Consider the following 17,370-nt stretch of genomic DNA (forward strand, 5'->3'; position numbering starts at 1 on the left):
CGGGGTCCATGCCTCGCAGGCCTATGACGAGCTGGCCGAACTCGCGCGCGTTACCGGCGCACGGATCGTGACCTCGCTGTCGGGCAAGGGCGTCATCAGCGAGTTTGATCCGCTGTCGATGGGGGTGTTGAACCCGATGGGCTCGAAAGCGGCGCTGGATATCGCGCCGCAGGCCGATCTGATCTTCTGGTGCGGCTCGAAGGCCAGCCAGAACACGGCAAACAACTGGACCCTGCCCACCGCGACGCAGGCCACCATCACGCTGGACGACGACCCGCAGGAACATGGCCGCACCTTCCGCCCGACGGTCACGCTGTTCGGGGACATCCGCGAAACCCTGCGCGATCTGATCCCGCTGCTGTCCCCGCGCGACCTGCCGGACTGGGCGGCACAATGCGATGCGGTGCGCGATACGCAGCATGCGCTCATCCGGGGGGACTGGGAAAACGAGGCGACACCGATCCATCCGGGCCGGGTGTTGCGCACCGTCGCGCAGAAGCTGCGGCCCGAGGATATCGTCATTTCGGATGCCAGCTTCTCGTCGGGCTGGATCGGGCAATATCTGCTGGCGCAGGGGGCCGGGCGGCATTTCCTTTATGCGCGCGGGCAGGGCAGCCTTGGCTATTCGGTGCCCGCCTCGCTGGGCGCGGCGATGACCCGTCCCGATGTGCGGGTGCTGACGGTTGCGGGCGACGGCGGTTCGTCCTTCTATATCGGTGAGCTGGCCACCCAGGCGCAGCACAACATGAAAGTGGTCAACCTGATCTTCAACAACGGGATCATTGCCTGGCTCCAGATGTGGGAACATATCTACTACAACGGCACCCGCCTGTCGGTGGATCTTGAATCCAATCACGCGCGGCCCTCTTATGCGGCAGCGGCAGCCGGTTTGGGCCTGAAGGGATTTCTGGTGGAGCGTCCTGACCAGATCGACGAGGTGCTGGAGGCGGCCTTTGCCTATGATGGCCCGTCCGTGGTCGAGGTGCGCAGCGATCCGAAGGCGACGCCGATCCACAGCCTGCGCCGCCGTCTGGAGAACCCGGCGAAGGAAATCAAGCGGCCCGGCACGGTCTATCAGCTTCGGCAGTGGAAGGTCTCGCCCTCGCTGCGCAACAGGCAGGAATGAACTGAAATGGTGATCAAGAAAGCGATCAACGACCCCGAAACCCTGGTGCGCGAGATTGCCGAGGGCGTGGTTTTCGCCTCGCATGGCCGGGTGCGGCTGACCGAGGGGCTGCCGGTCCTGGTGCGCACCGCAATCGAGCCGGGCAAGGTGGGCATCGTGGTCGGGGGCGGCTCGGGGCATGAGCCGATGTATCAGGGGCTGATCGGGCCGGGTTTTGCGGATGCGGTGGCCTGCGGCAACATGTTTGCCGCGCCCACGCCCGACGTGATCCTTGCCGCCACGCGCGAGGCGGATCAGGGCAAAGGCGTGCTGTACCTTCAGGCGAATTACGCCGGCGACAACATGAACTATGAAATCGCGGCGGAAATGGCGGCGGACGAGGGGTTTACCACCCGCACCGTGCGCACGGGCGAGGACGTCTCGATGGCGCCCGAACTGGGGCGGCGGGGACTGGCAGGGTCTTTCTTCACGCTGAAGGTGGCGGGCGCGGCCTGCGGCGAGGGGGCCGATCTGGACCGCGCGGCGGAAATCGCGCAGCGGGTGGCGGATAACCTGCGTTCGCTTTCAGTGGCCTTCTCGCCCGGCTCGCTGCCTGATACCGGCGAAAAAACCTTCGAGATCGCGGAAGACGAGATCGAGGTCGGCATGGGGGTGCATGGTGAAAAGGGGGTTGCCACGCTGAAGATGGCGAAGGCCGATCCGCTGACCGATCTGATGATTGACAAGCTGGCCGGGGATTATCCGCTGGCTGCGGGCGACCGGGTGGCGCTTCTGGTCAATGACATGGGGGCGACCACGCTGATGGAGCTGTATGTCGTGACCCGGCGCGCGCATCAGCGGCTGGCCGATCTGGGGGTGCAGGTCGTCGACACATGGATCGGCCCCTATTGCACCACGCAGGAAATGGCGGGTTTCTCGCTGACCCTGCTGCGCACCGATGCCGAGATCGAGCGTCTGCTGGCGCGTCCGGCAGCCAATGAAAGTTTCCTGCGGCCCTGACCGCGCATGAAGGGGAGGAAAGGGAGATCACGATGGACAGGACAGGCTTCAAGGCGGCGCTGGTCGCGGCGGCCGAGGCCGTGGTGGCATCGAAGGATGTGCTGACCCGCGCCGATCAGGCGATCGGTGACGGGGATCATGGGATCGGTATGGCGCGGGGCTTCCGCGCCTTTGCCGATGCCCTGGCGAAACTGGATGATGCGGGGGCTTCGGCCTGCCTTCAGGCCGGGGGCAAGGCGCTGATGATGACCGGGGGCGGGGCTTCGGGCGCGATCTTCGGCACATTCTACACCGCCTCCGGCAAGGCGCTGGAGGCCGAAGCCGAACCCGATCCAACCGCTCTGGCTGCGGCTTTCGCGGCGGGCTTGCAGGCCGTGAAGGATCGGGGCCGCGCCAAGGCCGGCGACAAGACGATGATCGATGCCGCCGAACCCGCCATTGCCGCGCTGGCGCAGCAGCAGGGCGCGCTGCCCGCCGCGCTGGAGGCAATGGCCGCCGCCGCGCGGTCGGGGATGGAGGCGACGCGTGACATGGTGGCGACCACCGGCAAGGCGCGTGCGCTGGGAGAACGCTCGCTGGGGCATCCCGATCCGGGGGCGATGACCTTCACCATCTTCTGCGAGGCTCTTGCACGCGGCCTGCGCTGAAGACTGTCCCGTCTGGCGGAACGCCGGACGGGGCACTCGCTTCGCGGTTGGGCTGATCTGTCAAAGAATGATAAGTAACATCCATGCGAATGAAGGAGCACGGGTGTGAATGCGGATGTAAAAGGTTCGGAAACCGTTGCAACCCGGTCTGCGCGTGGCCGGGGGCGGCCCAGCTATGACCTTGAGGATCAGGCGGCGGCCGAAAACTTCCGCGATCTCAGCGCGGGTTTCCTGCTGGAACGCAACTCCCCGGCGCCGCTCTGGGTGCAGCTGAAGAACCAGATCGGCGCCGCGATCCGCGAGGGTCGCCTGCCGCCGGGATCTCGTCTGCCCTCCGAGCAGGCATTGTGCCTGCTGCTGGAAGTTTCGCGCCCCGTGGTCCGCGCTGCCGTGCGGGCGCTGTCGGACGAGGGCAGCGTGGTCAAGCTGCCGCGCAAGGGCATGTTCGTGGCGCCCGAACGGCGTCAGACCGACTTTCTCAACGCAAATATCAGCGTTTTTGGCGATATGGCCGCCAAGGGCATCAAGGTTTCGACCGATACGCTGGAATTCTATCGCGCCCCCTGCAACGCAAGGGAACGGCAGGTGTTCAACCTGCCGGAAGCGGGCACCGTGATCCGCATTCGGCGGATGTACCGCATGGATGGACACCCGATCACGCTGAGCTGGATTTCCCTGCCCGGCCACCGCGTGCCCGACATGGAAAAGCTCGATATCACCAACCGCTCGCTTTACGAGACGCTGCGCGCCACCTACGGGATCGAGGTGCAGCGCGCCGAACGCTGGTTCACAGCCGAGATGCCGTCGCCCGAGGCGGTGAAGCTGATGAAGATTGACCCGATGCTGCCGGTCATCGTGATCGAATCAATCTCTTACGACCAGGCCGGAGAGCCGGTGGAATTTTACTCTGCCTATTACGATTCGAACCACGCCCGCATCCATATTTCCGTCTGACGGAACTTTTGGCCTGCCGGGGCGGCTGTGGGACAGGTTCGGCGATCAATTTCATCTTTTTCTGGTAATAACCAGATTGACAGGTTTCTCCCCTGTCACTTAGCCTGATCCCAACGCGAAAAGGGCACCGGGCACCGAAACGATCCGGCACATCCAGACAAGACCTCGCGCGCAGTAATGGAGGAATACTGCGATGCACATCCGCAAAACGCCGCCGCCGCGGCGCGACTTCGTGACGCCGGAAGACAGCATCATTGCCGCCTGTCGCGCGATGAATGCCAGCGGGCTCAATCAGGGTACGTCAGGCAATATCAGCCTGCGTCAGGGCGATGGAATGCTGATCACGCCGACCTCGCTGGCCTACGACCGGATGGAACCGGCGGATCTGGTGGCCGTGGGGCCGGATGGCCGTGCCTCGGGCGAAAGGCGCCCGTCAAGCGAATGGCGCTTCCATCACGATATCCTGCGCCACCGGCCGGATGTGAATGCCGTGGTTCATGCCCATCCGGTGCATGCCACCGCGCTGGCGCTGCATGGCCGGGGTATTCCGGCGGTGCATTACATGGTGGCCATCGCGGGCGGCGCGGATATCCGCTGTGCCCCCTATGCGCGGTTCGGCACGCAGGGGCTGTCGGATGTGGCGCTTGCGGCGCTTGAGGGGCGCACCGCCTGCCTGCTGGCGCATCACGGGATCATCGCGCTTGGCCGCACGCTGGAACAGGCGCTGTGGCTGGCGGAAGAGATCGAGGTGCTGGCGCGCATGTATCTGACCAGCCTGCAACTGGGCGAGCCGCCCCGGCTTTCCGATGACGAGATCGAGGGCGTGCGGGCCGCGATGCGCGGCTACGCCCAGGTCTGAAGAATCCGTCCGGCCCGGAGGAGGGGCCGGACACCCCCGGAAAACCGGGGCAACAGGCGGCAAAAGCCGCCGCAACAGGGAGAAAGTCATGAACAGAACGAAGGCAATGACATTCTGCGGCACGGCGCTGGCGCTGATGCTCTCGATGCAGGCCGCCAGCGCGGAAGAACTGTCGCTGGCGGGCAAGGTGGTCGGGATCACGACGATCCGCTCTGACAATCAGGCGGACCGGCTGTTCTATCAAAGCGCCATCGCCGAGGCCGAACGGCTGGGCGCCGAGGTCATCGCGCTGGATGCCCAATCCAACGACCAGACCCAGGTGAGCCAGATTCAGACGCTGATCGCGCAGCAGCCGGATGCAGTGATCGAGATTCTGGGCAACATCGACGTGCTGAACCCATGGCTGGAACGGGTGAAAAGCGCGGGCATCCCGCTTTTCACCATCGACACCACCACCCCGCATGCCACCAACGTGGTCGCCTCCGACAATTATGCCATCGGCTCGGCACTGGCGCTGCAAATGGTGGCCGACATGAACGGCAAGGGGAATATCCTTGTTTTCAATGGCTTCTACAGCGTTCCGCCCTGCAAGATTCGTTACGACCAGATGAAATATGTCGTGTCCAATTTTCCCGACGTGAAGATCATCGAACCGGAACTGCGCGACGTGATCCCGAATACCGCGCAGCGCGCCTATTCCGACACGACGGACATGCTGACCAAAATGCCGAATGACGGGGACATCGGTTCGGTCTGGGCGTGCTGGGATGTGCCGCTGATCGGCGTGACACAGGCCATCGACGGTGCCAGCCGTAAGGGCATCCGCACCTATGGCGTGGATGGCACCGCCGATTTCATGTCGATGATCGAGGACCCGGAAAGCGCTGCGGGGGCGGTGGTCATTCAGGATCTGGTGGGAATGGGCAAGGCCTCGGTGCAGAATGTCGCGCGTCATCTTGCGGGCGAGCCGGTACCACCCTTCACCTTCGTGCCGCATATCATGGTGACCAAGGCCAATGCCGCCGAGGTCATCCCGACGCTGCCCGAAACCGACTGACGCCGACAGGTGATCCGGCCGGGACGTGCGGGTCACCCGTGCGTCCCGGCAACCAGCATGAAGGAGGGGAAGATGCCGCTGGACAGCACGCCGCCGATTATCGAGATGCAAGGCATCTCGAAGCGGTTCGGCCCGATCCGGGCTCTCGAAGACGCCAGCCTGACCATCCGCCGGGGCACGATACATGGTCTGGTCGGGGCGAACGGGGCCGGGAAATCGACAATCATCAAGGTTCTGGCCGGAATCCTGCGCAATGACAGCGGCACGATCCGTATTGACGGGCAAGAGGTCAGCCGCCTGAACCCCGCCATGGTGGAACGGCTGGGGATTCATTTCATCCATCAGGACCGGCTTCTGGTGCCGACCGCCACCATCAGTGAGGCCATCTTTCTGCGCCACGAACCGCGCATCGGTCCTTTCCTGAATCTGCGGCTGATGCGGCGGCGCGCGGCCGAGCTGCTGAAGCAGTATTTCGATCTGGAACTGCCCGCCGACACGCTGGTGCAGGATCTGACCACGGCGCAGCAGAAGATCGTTCAGATCACCCGCGCACTGGCGCAGGAGGCAAAGGTTCTGGTGCTGGATGAACCCACGGCCGCCCTGGTCAAGCGCGAGGTGGACAGTCTGTTCCGCGTGCTGCGGCGGCTGCGCGATGACGGCATCGCCGTCATCTTCATCTCGCATTACATGCAGGAAATCGAGGAGATCTGTGACGAGGTGACGGTGATGCGCAACGGCACCGATGTCGGCGTGGTGGAGCCGCGCAGCACCGGGATCGACCGCATCGTCGCCATGATGATCAACCGTGACATGGGCGAGATGTATCCCGCCCGGCAGGTCCGTCCGGGCGATCCGCTGCTGGAGGTGCGCAACCTCTCGCTGGAGGGCCATTTCCGCAATGTCAGCCTGACCGTCCGCGCGGGCGAGGTTGTGGGCATCACCGGGCTTCTGGGATCGGGCGTCAAAGAACTGGTGCAATGTTTGTTCGGGCTGGAACGCCCCGACAGCGGCGGCATCGTGATCGAGGGGCAGGAGGTGGCGCTTGGCAGTCCGGTGCAGGCGGTGGGTCGCTCCATCGCCATGCTGCCCGAGGATCGCCGCGCGCATGGTGTCGCGCTGGATCTGTCCATCGCCGACAATATCGCGCTGGCCTCGCTCGGGCGCTATGCGCGCGGCGGCCTGGTTTCGCGCAGCAAGGAGGCGGAGATCGTGAACGCGCTGATCCGCGACCTGTCGATCAAGACCCCGAACCGGCACAATCTGGTGCGCAACCTTTCCGGCGGCAATCAGCAGAAAGTGGCGATTGCCAAATGGCTGTCCTGCCAGTCGCGCATCTATGTGCTGGATGAGCCGACGGTGGCGGTGGATGTGGGCGCGAAGGTGGAAATCTACACGCTGCTGAACCGGCTGGCGGCCGAAGGTGCGGCCATCCTGCTCATGTCCTCGGAACTGGAAGAGCTGGTCGGCATGTGCGACCGCACACTTGTCGTCTATCGCGGCGAGCTGATCGACGAATTTACCCGGAGCGAGGCCGATACGGACAGCCTGCTTGCCGCCGCCTCGGGCGCGGCCCGTGCTTCCGCGAAGGAGACAGCATGACGATGACCTATGCCGTTGATACAGCCGAAGGCGGACGCCCCGCCACCGGCACGGGGCGCCGCAAGGGCACCCTGTTCCTGCGTCTGGGCGCGCTGGCGATGTTCGGGCTGATCATGGCCTATTTCGCCCTGACCGCCCGTGGCTTCGCCTCGCCCTTCAACCTCTTCAACGTGATCGAGCAGACCGCCGTGATGGGTGTTCTGTCCTTCGGCATGGCGGTGGTGCTGATCGGCGGTGGCACCGACGTGCAGACGGGCGGGATCGACCTGTCGATCGCCGCCAATGCCGGGCTTTGCGCCGCGGTCTATGCAACGCTTCTGGCTGGCGGGCAGGGCGATCTGGTGGCGGCCGGGGCCGCGCTGGCAACCGGGATTGCCGTGGGGTTGCTGAATGCCTTTGCCGTGGTGCGGCTGGGCATCCTGCCGTTGCTTTCGACGCTGGCGGTGATGAATATCGTTGCCGGGCTGGAGCTGACAGTGACCGAAAACGCGGTGATCGGGGCCAGTTCGCCGCTGATCCAGTTCATCGCCATGGGCCGCTTCCTCGGCCTGTCCACCCTGGCCTGGATCTTCATCCTGTTTTCGGCGGTGATGACCTGGGTGATCCATTACTCGCGGCTCGGCCTGCGGCTTTACGCGGTGGGGGGACACCCCGAGGCCGCACGGGCGGCGGGCATCAATACCGGGCTTTATGTGGCAGGAACCTATGCCTTTTCCGGCTTCTGCGCCGGTCTGGCGGCCATCCTGCTGGTGGCACGGCTTTCGGCCTCGACCACGGCGACGGGGCAACTTCTGCTGGCCATCCTTGCCGCCGCGCTGCTGGGTACCGTGTTTTCACGCCGCTTCGTGCCGACGGCAGGGGGCACCATCCTCGCCACGCTGTTCATCGGCTTTCTGGCCAACGGCTTTCAACTGTCGAATGTGTCTTACTACTGGGTCAATGGCGTGCAGGGCGTGCTGATCCTCATGGTGGTGGCCGTGACAACCTTCGCCAAACCGCAGGGGAAATGAGATGGTCGATGTAACCAACTTCCGGGTGCCGCCGGGCGAGCGTCTGCGCAATGCCGCAAACTATGCGGTGATCGTGGCCCTGCTGATGATCGTGGCCGCATTCGCCCTTGCAGCGCCAAGTTTCCTGACGCCCGCGAACCTTTATAACCTGGTCCTGAACAATGTCGTCCTGCTGGCCATTGTCGCCATCGGCATGACGCTGGTCGTCAGTTCCGGCGGGATCGACCTGTCGGTCGGCATCTCGGTCGACATGGCTTCGATGGCCTTCATCATGTTGCTGAAGGGCGGCGCGCTGCTGGGGGTGGCTCTTGGCGCCAGCATCGGGGTGGCGCTGATCGTCGGGCTGGTCAACGCCATCCTGATCACCCGGCTGAAGATCAGCCCGTTTCTGGCAACGCTCGGCATCCTGTTCATCGGCCAGTCGGTGCAGAAGATCGCCTCGGGTGGCGGCAAGCCGATTTATCTGGCCAATGCGCAATATGCCCCGACTTTCGATTCCATCGTGAAATCCAGTGTGCTGGGTATACCGACGCCAATGTTCGTTCTGCTCGTGCTGGCGGTGGCGGTTTATGTGCTGCTGCACCGTTCGGTGTTCGGGCGCTATGTGCAGGCGCTCGGCGCACAGCCGGGGGTGGCGTGGTTTTCGGGCATCCGGGTGCCGTTCCACACCTCCATCGTCTATATCCTCGCCGCAGGCCTGTGCGGGGTGGCGGGTATCCTGCTGTCCTCGACCGTGAAAAGCTATGTGCCGCTGTCGGGGGATGGTTTTCTGCTGGATGCCATCGGCGCCTGTTTCATTGGCACGACCATATCGTCGGAGCGGCGGCCAAGTGTGCTGGGCACGCTGATCGGGGTGCTGCTGCTGGCGGTTACGCGCAATGGCCTGCTGCTGGTCGGCTGGAACTTCTACTGGCAACAGGTTGGCATCGGCGTTCTGGTCTTTTCGGTACTGGCGCTGAGCTTCGGTCTGCGCGGCAGGGGGCATTGATGGCACGTTTCGACGTCAGTGCCGTCGGGCTTTACATCGTCGATATCCTCGGCCGTCCGGTGACGCGCATCCCCGAAGGCGGCCGGGCAGAATATATCGAGGAAATCTGCATGACGGTGGCGGGCACGGCCGGGGCCACGGCGCTGGATTGTGCATTGCTGGGTCTGCACACCCGCGCGGTTTCGCTGGTCGGGCAGGATGCGCTGGGGGACTATATGGTCACCACGCTGGAGACGGCGGGAGTGGATTGCGCCTGTATCGGGCGCAGCGGGCGGGCTCAGACCTCGGCCACCATCCTGCCCGTGCGGCCGAACGGCGAACGCCCGGCGCTGCATGTGCCGGGCACGGCGGCAGAGTTCACTCTGGAGCCCGCGGCCTTTGATGCGGTGCTGGATGCGCGCATCCTGCATCTGGGGGGCACCGGGCTGCTGCGCAGCTTTGATGGCGCGCCCAGCCTTGCGCTGTTGCGGGCCGCCCGCGAAAGGGGGCTGGTCACGACGCTGGACCTAATTCAGGCAACGCCCGAAATCGCGCCGACGGTGGCTGCGATGCTGCCCTTCGTCGACTGGTTCATCCCCTCGATCGAGGAAGCGCGGGAGCTGACCGGCGCCCCAACGCCTGAGGCGGCGGCGCGGGCCTTGCAGGCAAAAGGTGCGGCCAATGTCGTGCTGACCCTGGGCGGCGAGGGGGTGCTGGCCCTGACGGCAGGCGGGCAGGTGCTGCGCCTGCCCGCGCATGATATCGCGGTGGTGGATACCACGGGCTGTGGCGATTGCTTCACCGCCGGGGTCATCACGGGCCTGCATCATGGCTGGCCGCTGGAGGAAACCCTGCGCTTTGCCAATGCCGCCGCAGCGCTGGTGGCAATGGGTCTGGGGTCGCAGGGCAAGCTCCATTCCTTCGCAGAGACCCGCCGGGCCATGCAGGATCTGCCCCTCAGATCCTGACTGAAAGGGACGGCGGCGGATGGCGGGCCCCTGGCCCGCCATTCCTTTTTCAGCAGGCTTCGGCCAATGAGGGGCCATAGCGGCGGAACTGGTCCTGGAACCGCTGCACCCCATCGGGCAGGGCGTCGGGACCGGCGAGGCGGAACATGATTGCAGTGGTGGCAGAGGCCTCCAGCAACCGTTGCAGCGCGGGATCGTCGATCTGGCCGGGATCGGTGCCGCACAGCCGGGCGAACCGCAGCGCCATCTCATTCTGATCGCGGTAATCCCCGAAATGCGCCTCTGACCGGCAGGCAGAGATCCCTGCCTCCAGCCGCTGCCGGTCCGGCGCCGGGATCACGCCGCCCCAGACATAGGCGATGTAGCGCGCCTGCTGTTCCAGTGGCACCGGATAGGGGCCCTGCTGGGGCCACATCCCCATCACGGCCAGTCCGGGCAGATCAGGATGGAAGGTGAAGTCGCTCAGCTCCATCCCCTTGATGTCCATGTGCAGGGTCTTCGCGATCTCGTCCGAAAGCCAGGGCAGATCCAGATCGAAGCCGGTGCCGATCAGAATGGCATCGGCCTCCACCGAACTGCCGTCGGTAAATTCGACCGCCTGCCCGGACACCCGCGCGATCCACGACCGGACCGAAAGCCGGTTTTCCGCGACAAGGTTCAGATAATGCTGGCTGCCGGTAAAGCCCGCCTTGCGGATATCGGGATGCGGTTTCGGGGCGCCGTAGCGCGCCGGGTCGCCGCCATGGGCCAGCACGAATTCCTGCTGCGCGCGATCCAGCTCTTCCGGCGTGGCGGTGTCGCGCATCAGCGCGCCGCCGCGGGTAAAGGCGTAATATTCCAGTGGGATACCGCGCACCATCTTGGGCATGACATAACGTTGCCGGCGCTGTGCCAGCCAGACTGCGCGACTGCCCAGCATTGCGAGGTCCGAGGCGATTTCCAGCGCCGAGATCGAGCCGCCTGCGACCACGACGCGCTTGCCGCGATAGGCGTCGGGCGATTTGTAATAAAAGGCGTGATGTGCACCAAGCGCACCGGTAAAGCTGTCCAGCCCCGGAATTGGCGGGATTGCCGGTTTGTTGTAGCGTCCCGGCGCGACGATCACATAAGGCACGTCCAGCGTTTCGCCGCCGTCCGGCCCCTCAAGCTCCAGCCGATAACCACTGCCTTGCCGGGTCAGACGGGTCACGCGGTGACCCAGCCGCGCCCCGTCCAGCAGGCCGAACATCGCGGCATAGCGGCGCAGATAGGCCAGCATCTCCTGATTGCGCGGAAAAACGGCCACCTCCTCCGGGAAATCCAGATCGGAAAACTGGGTGGTGATCCGGGCGGTATTGGTGCGCATCTCGGGCCAGACACCGGACATCGGGTTTGTCCCGTCCCACTGGCCGCCTATCCCTGAATGCGCCTCGATCAGCACTGGCGCGAGACCGCAGTGTTTCAGCCAGCGTGCGGCGGCCAGACCGGCGGGTCCGGCACCGATGATGGCGACCTGTTGTGTCATGTATACCTCCTCTGTCAAAGCGGGCTGGCTCCTCTTCCGTCCCGCGAACCTGCCTGTATTCCCGCCGGATGCGGCGGCCGGCGGGTGCCGCATCCGGCCTTTGGGGAGGGCCGGAGCACAACCGGCCCGGTCCGGATCTATTGTCCTTGACAGCCTGTCGGGCGTCAACTTAATTCTGGTAATAATCAGAAATTGGGGCACTGCCCCGGCCATGCCTGGGAGGGTGACATGGGATTTCGTGCTTTGGTGGTATCGAAGGATGAAACGGGGGCGACATCGGCTGCAATCCGCATGCTGGAGGACATGGCGCTGCCCGACGGAGATGTGACCGTCGCGGTGGAATATTCGACGCTGAACTACAAGGACGGCCTGTGTCTCGGGCCGGGCGGCGGGCTGGTGCGCAGCTATCCGCATGTGCCCGGCATTGATTTCGCGGGGCGGGTCGCGCAGTCGTCGGACCCGCGCTTCGCGCCGGGTGATGCAGTGGTGCTGACCGGCTGGCGCGTGGGCGAGGTGCAATGGGGCGGCTATGCCACCCGCGCCCGCGTGCGGGGCGACTGGCTTGTGCCGTTGCCCGATGGGCTGAGCACGCGGCAAGCCATGGCGGTGGGGACGGCGGGCTTTACCGCCATGCTGGCAGTCATGGCGCTGGAGGAACACGGCCTGACCCCCGGCAAGGGCCCGGTTCTGGTGACAGGCGCGGCGGGGGGCGTGGGTTCGGTGGCGACCGCGATCCTGTCGCGGCTGGGGTACGAGGTTGCCGCCGTGACCGGGCGCCCGGAAACCGCCAGCTATCTGACCGGGCTTGGCGCCAGCCGGATTGTACCCCGGTCCGATCTGGCGGAAACCGTCAAGCGTCCGCTGGAGGCCGAAACCTGGGCGGGCTGCGTCGATGCGGTGGGCGGGCCGATGCTGGCGCGGGTGCTGGGGCAGATGCGCTATGGCGCTTCGGTTGCGGCGGTCGGTCTGGCGGGCGGCGCGGCGCTGCCCGCGACAGTGATCCCGTTCCTTCTGCGTGGCGTGAACCTTCTGGGGATCGACAGCGTGATGTGCCCGCAGGAACGGCGCGTCACGGCCTGGCAGCGGATTGGTCAGGATCTGCCACTCGACCTGCTGGAAAGCATGATCCACGAGGCGACTTTGGCCGACCTGCCAGCCTTGGGGGCCGAGATTCTGAAAGGCGGTGTGCAGGGTCGGGTCGTGGTGGATGTGACGGCCTGAACCGGGGGGGCGGTCCATGCGGCTCTACCTTTATGATCACTGCCCTTACTGCATTCGCGTCCTGCTTGGGGCGCGGCTGAAGGCGCTGCCGGTGGAGCTGATCTATCTGACTTATGATGATGCGGCGACGCCGCTGCGTCTGATCGGGCGGAAGATGTTGCCGATATGGCAGGACGACGAAGGGTATATGGGCGAAAGCCTGGATATCCTGCACAAGATCGACCGGATGCAGGGCGCGCGGCTGTTCGACGGCCCGGAAAGTCCTGCGATCACCGGCTGGATCACAGTCTGGAAGCCGGTGATCTGGGACCTGGTGCTGCCGCGCGTGGCGGACCCGCGGTTCTCCGAATTCCGCAGTGCGCAGGCGCGGGCGGCTTTTACGGCGGTGAAAGAGCAGCGCCATGGTTCCTTTCCGGCACTGCGGGCAGGCACCGACCGTCTGCTTGCCGAACTGGCCGAAGGTCTGGTCGCGCTAGAGCCGCTGTTGCCCGATCCCGCGCGGGCCGGGCTGGATGACATCCTGCTGTTTCCGGTGCTGCGCAGCCTGGCGGTGGTGGAGGGGCTTTCCCTTCCGCCACGCGTCAGTGCCTATTGTGCCGAAATCCTGCACCGCAGCGGCATCATCTGGCCGGGCGCGCTGCCGCCCCTCACTCCGGCAGAAGCCCGGTCCTGACCGCAACATGCCGATAGGCGGCCCCGGCAATGAAACCGCCGTCAATCAGGAAATCCTCGCCGGTGACGAAGCGTGCGGCGGGGGACGCGAGGTATAACACCAGTTGCGCCACCTCCTCCGCCTCGCCCGAGCGGCGGGCCGGGGTCAGGTCGATCATCGGTTGCAGATGCGGCGAGGCGCGGTTGAGGTCGGTCACGATCAGGCCGGGACAGACCGCATTCACCCGGATGTTCTGCGCGGCATATTCCATTGCGGCCGAGCGTGTCAGCCCGCGCAGGCCCCATTTGCTTGCGGTATAGGCCGGGTCCGCATGGCCGCTGAAGGCCGAGTTGGACGAAATGTTGATGATCGCCCCGCCACCACCTTCCGCCATCAGTGGCGCCGCCGCCTGAATGCCAAGGAAAGCGCCGGTCAGGTTTACATCCAGCAGGCGCCGCCAGGCTTCGGGCGTGGTCTCGGCAATCAGCGTGCGGTTGATGATGCCGGCGTTGTTCACCAATACGTCCAGCCGCCCCGTCCAGTCGCGGCAGGTCCGGATCGCATCCGCCCAGCCTTCGGCGCTGGTCACGTCAAGGCGCAGGAAGCGCGTGGCTTCGCCCAGATTCGCTGCCAGAGCGCCGCCGTCCTGATCCAGCACGTCGCAGATCAGCACCCGCGCTCCGCATTCTGCCAGAAGCCGCACTTCAGCCGCGCCCTGCCCGCGCGCGCCGCCTGTCACAATCGCGGTCTTGCCCGACAGATCGGTCAGAGCCTGCCGCCATTCTGCGGGGCCGGTCATGCCGGGATCATCCGCTGGCGCTGGGTGCCCAGCCCCTCGATCCCCAGCGTGACCACCTGACCCGCGCGCAGATAGACCGGCGGCTTCATCCCCAGCCCGACGCCGGGCGGCGTGCCGGTCGAGATCACGTCGCCGGGCAGCAGCGTCATGAACTGCGACAGATAGCTGACAAGATGCGCCACGCCGAAGATCATGGTGGCGGTCGTGCCGGTCTGACGCCGCACCCCATCGACATCGAGCCACATCGACAGCGACTGCACATCGGCGATCTCATCGCGCGTCACCAGCCAGGGGCCGATGGGGCCGAAAGTGTCGTGGCTCTTGCCCTTGGTCCACTGCCCGCCACGTTCGGACTGGAAGGCCCGTTCCGACAGATCGTTGATCAGGCAATAGCCCGCCACATGGTCCATCGCCTCGGCCTCGGAGACATATTTCGCCCGGCTGCCGATGACCACGCCCAGTTCAACCTCCCAATCGGTCTTTTCCGATCCGCGCGGGATTTCCACATCGTCGTCCGGGCCACAGATGGCGCTGGTGGCCTTGGCGAAGACCACGGGTTCCTCCGGGGGTTCCTTGCCGGTTTCGCGGGCGTGATCGGCGTAGTTCAGCCCGATGCACAGGAACTTGCCCACCGCACCCACACAGGCGCCGATGCGCGGCTTGCCCTCGATCAGCGGCAGGCTGTCAGGGTCCAGCGCCGCAAGACGCGCCAGCCCCTCGGGAGAAAGCGCGGCGCCAGCGATATCATCAACATGAGCCGACAGATCACGCATCTGTCCGGCCGCATCCAGCAGCGCCGGTTTTTCCTGGCCCAGCGGGCCTACTCGCATCAGTTTCATGCCTTCGTCCTTTCGTGTCGGGCCGCCCGCCCGGTGCTTCAGCTTCGATAGACCGGGGCGCGGCGCGGCTTGGCGGCGGCGCCGGGGGTGATCGCATCGAAACGGTTGGCGCGGCTGATCCCGCGCTGGATGCCTCGTGACAGCTCGCGGATTTCCTCGGCCAGTTGCTCAGGGTCCGAGGTCTGGTAGCGCTGCACCGTCAGCACGAAGACCACACTGCCCAGAATCTGCCCGTTGAGATCCAGCACCGGCGCCGCGACGCCGACCAGATCGGCAAAGACCTCGGCCCGCGTGACCAGCGCCCCGGCGGCGCGGATCGCCGCCATCTGGTCAAGGAAGACGGCAAGGCTGTCACCCAGCCCGGCCTCGCGGATATGCGCTTCGTTATGGGTCCAGATGGATTTCAGCAGTGCGAGCGAATGATTGGCCAGAATGACCTTGGCCATCGCGCCGCGAAACAGCGGCATCGACCGCCCGGGGCGGTAGATATCCGGTGTGCTGCGGTCTGCCCATGCGAAATCGGTGCACAGAACCTTGTCGCCGTAATAGCTGCACACCATGATATTCAGCCCGGTGGTCTGGCTGTAATGACGGATCAGGTGATGCGAGGCGCGATACAGCGGATCATTGACGCGGCGCACCATCTCCAGCTCGATCACCCGCGACCCCAGCGCATAGGTGCCGCCGCTGGCCGGGGTGAGCAGGCCCGAGCGTGTCAGCGCCTGAAGATAGCGGTAGGCGCTGGGTCGCGACGAGCCCGAAAGCTCTGCCGCGCGACCGACATCCAGCACCACATGGTCCTCGTCGAACCCGTCCAGGATGGCCAGCATCTTTTCAAGGCTGTTCGATTTGCCGCCGCCGTCTTCGTCCTGCATCACCCTCTCCTCACTGCCCCGAGATAAACCCGGCGGGTACGATCACGATTGCAGGAAACAGGATCAGCAGCGCAAGCACCAGAAGCTGTGCGAGGATGAAGGGCCAGATCCCCCCGATCACCCGCGTCAGCGGCACCCGCGACACGCCCGCCACCACGTTCAGCACCGATCCGACCGGCGGGGTCAGCAGGCCGACCGCCGTGGCGATCATGAACACGACCGAGAAATAGACCGGGTCGATCCCCGCCGCCTTGACGCCGGGAAGCAGCACGGGGAACAGGATCAGGATGATCGGCACCATATCCATCGCGCAGCCGACCACCAGCACCAGCGCCACCACGACGAGCATCAGAAGCCGCGGATCATGCGCGAAGGGGGCGGTCAGTGCGGCGATCTGGTCTGTCAGGCCCGCGATCGTGACCATCCAGCTGGAAACCATGGCGGCGGCGACAAGAAACATCACCATGGCCGTCGTCTTGGCGGCGCCCAGAAACACCGGATAGAGGTCGGCCGGTTTCAGCTCGCGGTAAATCACCATCGACACGAACAGCGCATAGACGGCGGCGACAACCCCGGCTTCGGTCGGGGTGAACACGCCCATGCGCAGGCCGACCAGAATGATCACGGGTAGCATCAGCGCCCAGATCCCCGCGCGCGCTTCCGCCAGCACCGCACCCCGGGGTGCGCGCGGCAGCGGCTCTACCCGGTCGTGACGGGCCACCAGCATCCAGGTCAGCGCCAGAACCCCGCACATCAGGATGCCGGGCACGATCCCGGCGATGAAAAGCCGGGTGATCGAGATATTGCCCACAACGCCCAGCAGGATGAACCCGATGGAAGGCGGGATGATCAGTGCCGAAATCCCGGCCGAGGCAATCAGCCCGGCTGACCGGCCCGGCCCATGGCCGGCGCGCACCATCATCGGCACCAGAATGGCCGACAGCGCCGCCGCATCCGCCGCGGCCGAACCCGACAGGCTGGCCAGCACCGCCGCCGCCAGAATGGCAACATAGCCCAGCCCGCCCCGCACATGGCCCACCGCCGCCACCGACAGGTTGACGATGCGGCGCGACAGGCCGCCGGTGTTCATCACCTCACCCGCCAGCATGAAGAACGGCACGGCCATCAGCGGGAAGCTGTCTGCCCCGTTCAGCAGGTTCTGCGCGACGATCTGCGCATCGAAAAAATCCAGATAGACCATCAGTCCGATGCCGGACATGATCAGCGCATAGGCAATGGGCATCCCGATTGCCATGCCGCCCAGCAGGCAGCCCAGAAAGATCAGCAGCGTCAT

17 protein-coding genes are annotated in these 17,370 nt (G+C 65.3%); 12 read left to right on the forward strand and 5 right to left on the reverse strand.

Translation table 11 applies throughout. From position 1 onward, the window contains the following. The 10 genes from AO684_RS06990 to AO684_RS07035 form a co-directional block, all read left to right on the forward strand. A partial coding sequence (locus tag AO684_RS06990; protein WP_161805995.1) for a thiamine pyrophosphate-binding protein occupies positions 1-1,126 on the forward strand: 1,126 nt, incomplete at its 5' end. A gap of 6 nt (positions 1,127-1,132) precedes the next feature. Then, positions 1,133-2,125 carry a dihydroxyacetone kinase subunit DhaK gene (locus tag AO684_RS06995; protein WP_054302029.1) on the forward strand — a complete coding sequence of 331 codons (993 nt, stop codon included), beginning with the start codon at positions 1,133-1,135 and terminating at the stop codon, positions 2,123-2,125. A gap of 32 nt (positions 2,126-2,157) precedes the next feature. Further along, the gene (gene dhaL, locus AO684_RS07000; RefSeq protein WP_054302030.1) at positions 2,158-2,772 is read left to right on the forward strand and encodes a dihydroxyacetone kinase subunit DhaL; all 615 of its coding nucleotides are present in this window, start codon (positions 2,158-2,160) and stop codon (positions 2,770-2,772) included. A 105-nt stretch (positions 2,773-2,877) separates the two neighbouring features. Continuing rightward, the gene (locus tag AO684_RS07005) at positions 2,878-3,726 is read left to right on the forward strand and encodes a GntR family transcriptional regulator (RefSeq protein WP_054302031.1); all 849 of its coding nucleotides are present in this window, start codon (positions 2,878-2,880) and stop codon (positions 3,724-3,726) included. 193 nt (positions 3,727-3,919) lie between these two features. Next, on the forward strand, positions 3,920-4,585 hold the full coding sequence (locus AO684_RS07010; protein WP_054302032.1) for a class II aldolase/adducin family protein: 666 nt from the start codon (positions 3,920-3,922) through the stop codon (positions 4,583-4,585). 88 nt (positions 4,586-4,673) lie between these two features. Beyond that, complete coding sequence (locus tag AO684_RS07015; protein WP_082400800.1) at positions 4,674-5,642, forward strand: sugar ABC transporter substrate-binding protein; 969 nt, start codon at positions 4,674-4,676, stop codon at positions 5,640-5,642. Between the two features lie 72 nt (positions 5,643-5,714). Further along, entirely contained in the window at positions 5,715-7,241 is a 1,527-nt protein-coding gene (locus AO684_RS07020) for a sugar ABC transporter ATP-binding protein (protein WP_054302034.1), read from the forward strand. Continuing rightward, positions 7,238-8,251 carry an ABC transporter permease gene (locus AO684_RS07025; RefSeq protein ID WP_229825480.1) on the forward strand — a complete coding sequence of 338 codons (1,014 nt, stop codon included), beginning with the start codon at positions 7,238-7,240 and terminating at the stop codon, positions 8,249-8,251. Before AO684_RS07020 ends, AO684_RS07025 begins: the two co-directional genes overlap by 4 nt. A 1-nt stretch (position 8,252) precedes the next feature. Next, the gene (locus tag AO684_RS07030) at positions 8,253-9,239 is read left to right on the forward strand and encodes an ABC transporter permease (RefSeq protein WP_054302035.1); all 987 of its coding nucleotides are present in this window, start codon (positions 8,253-8,255) and stop codon (positions 9,237-9,239) included. Further along, complete coding sequence (locus AO684_RS07035) at positions 9,239-10,186, forward strand: carbohydrate kinase family protein (protein WP_054302036.1); 948 nt, start codon at positions 9,239-9,241, stop codon at positions 10,184-10,186. The genes AO684_RS07030 and AO684_RS07035 overlap by 1 nt, the downstream gene beginning before the upstream one ends. Positions 10,187-10,235: 49 nt before the next feature. On the opposite strand, the gene AO684_RS07040 is transcribed toward AO684_RS07035, so the two are convergent. After that, positions 10,236-11,690, reverse strand: coding sequence for an NAD(P)/FAD-dependent oxidoreductase (locus tag AO684_RS07040; protein WP_054302037.1), 1,455 nt, complete (start codon positions 11,688-11,690; stop codon positions 10,236-10,238). Between the two features lie 228 nt (positions 11,691-11,918). On the opposite strand from AO684_RS07040, the gene AO684_RS07045 reads away from it, so the two are divergent. Continuing rightward, entirely contained in the window at positions 11,919-12,911 is a 993-nt protein-coding gene (locus AO684_RS07045) for an MDR family oxidoreductase (protein WP_054302038.1), read from the forward strand. Between the two features lie 16 nt (positions 12,912-12,927). Next, entirely contained in the window at positions 12,928-13,584 is a 657-nt protein-coding gene (gene grxB, locus AO684_RS07050; RefSeq protein WP_054302039.1) for a glutaredoxin 2, read from the forward strand. Here grxB and AO684_RS07055 read toward each other — a convergent pair. The 4 genes from AO684_RS07055 to AO684_RS07070 are packed head-to-tail and all read right to left on the reverse strand — an operon-like array spanning position 13,559 to position 17,370. Further along, entirely contained in the window at positions 13,559-14,362 is an 804-nt protein-coding gene (locus AO684_RS07055) for an SDR family NAD(P)-dependent oxidoreductase (protein WP_054302040.1), read from the reverse strand. The genes grxB and AO684_RS07055 overlap by 26 nt on opposite strands. Then, the gene (locus AO684_RS07060) at positions 14,359-15,201 is read right to left on the reverse strand and encodes a fumarylacetoacetate hydrolase family protein (RefSeq protein WP_054302041.1); all 843 of its coding nucleotides are present in this window, start codon (positions 15,199-15,201) and stop codon (positions 14,359-14,361) included. The genes AO684_RS07055 and AO684_RS07060 overlap by 4 nt, the downstream gene beginning before the upstream one ends. Before the next feature lie 38 nt (positions 15,202-15,239). Continuing rightward, a complete protein-coding gene (locus AO684_RS07065) occupies positions 15,240-16,076 on the reverse strand; it encodes an IclR family transcriptional regulator (protein ID WP_054302042.1) in 837 nt (278 codons plus the stop codon). A 10-nt stretch (positions 16,077-16,086) separates the two neighbouring features. Next, on the reverse strand, positions 16,087-17,370 hold the full coding sequence (locus AO684_RS07070; protein WP_054302043.1) for a TRAP transporter large permease: 1,284 nt from the start codon (positions 17,368-17,370) through the stop codon (positions 16,087-16,089).

This window comes from Gemmobacter sp. LW-1, assembly GCF_001303875.1.
Taxonomy (GTDB): Bacteria; Pseudomonadota; Alphaproteobacteria; order Rhodobacterales; family Rhodobacteraceae; genus Gemmobacter; species Gemmobacter caeni.

Excerpts from the sequence above, each read along its gene's own strand:
- AO684_RS06995 (WP_054302029.1), top strand. The coding sequence starts at position 1,133 with ATGGTGATCAAGAAAGCGATCAACGACCCCGAAACCCTGGTGCGCGAG.
- dhaL (WP_054302030.1), top strand. The coding sequence starts at position 2,158 with ATGGACAGGACAGGCTTCAAGGCGGCGCTGGTCGCGGCGGCCGAGGCC.
- AO684_RS07010 (WP_054302032.1), top strand. The coding sequence starts at position 3,920 with ATGCACATCCGCAAAACGCCGCCGCCGCGGCGCGACTTCGTGACGCCG.
- AO684_RS07015 (WP_082400800.1), top strand. The coding sequence starts at position 4,674 with ATGAACAGAACGAAGGCAATGACATTCTGCGGCACGGCGCTGGCGCTG.
- AO684_RS07020 (WP_054302034.1), top strand. The coding sequence starts at position 5,715 with ATGCCGCTGGACAGCACGCCGCCGATTATCGAGATGCAAGGCATCTCG.
- AO684_RS07025 (WP_229825480.1), top strand. The coding sequence starts at position 7,238 with ATGACGATGACCTATGCCGTTGATACAGCCGAAGGCGGACGCCCCGCC.
- AO684_RS07030 (WP_054302035.1), top strand. The coding sequence starts at position 8,253 with ATGGTCGATGTAACCAACTTCCGGGTGCCGCCGGGCGAGCGTCTGCGC.
- AO684_RS07035 (WP_054302036.1), top strand. The coding sequence starts at position 9,239 with ATGGCACGTTTCGACGTCAGTGCCGTCGGGCTTTACATCGTCGATATC.
- AO684_RS07040 (WP_054302037.1), bottom strand. The coding sequence starts at position 11,690 with ATGACACAACAGGTCGCCATCATCGGTGCCGGACCCGCCGGTCTGGCC.
- AO684_RS07045 (WP_054302038.1), top strand. The coding sequence starts at position 11,919 with ATGGGATTTCGTGCTTTGGTGGTATCGAAGGATGAAACGGGGGCGACA.
- grxB (WP_054302039.1), top strand. The coding sequence starts at position 12,928 with ATGCGGCTCTACCTTTATGATCACTGCCCTTACTGCATTCGCGTCCTG.
- AO684_RS07055 (WP_054302040.1), bottom strand. The coding sequence starts at position 14,362 with ATGACCGGCCCCGCAGAATGGCGGCAGGCTCTGACCGATCTGTCGGGC.
- AO684_RS07060 (WP_054302041.1), bottom strand. The coding sequence starts at position 15,201 with ATGAAACTGATGCGAGTAGGCCCGCTGGGCCAGGAAAAACCGGCGCTG.
- AO684_RS07065 (WP_054302042.1), bottom strand. The coding sequence starts at position 16,076 with ATGCAGGACGAAGACGGCGGCGGCAAATCGAACAGCCTTGAAAAGATG.
- AO684_RS07070 (WP_054302043.1), bottom strand. The coding sequence starts at position 17,370 with ATGACGCTGCTGATCTTTCTGGGCTGCCTGCTGGGCGGCATGGCAATC.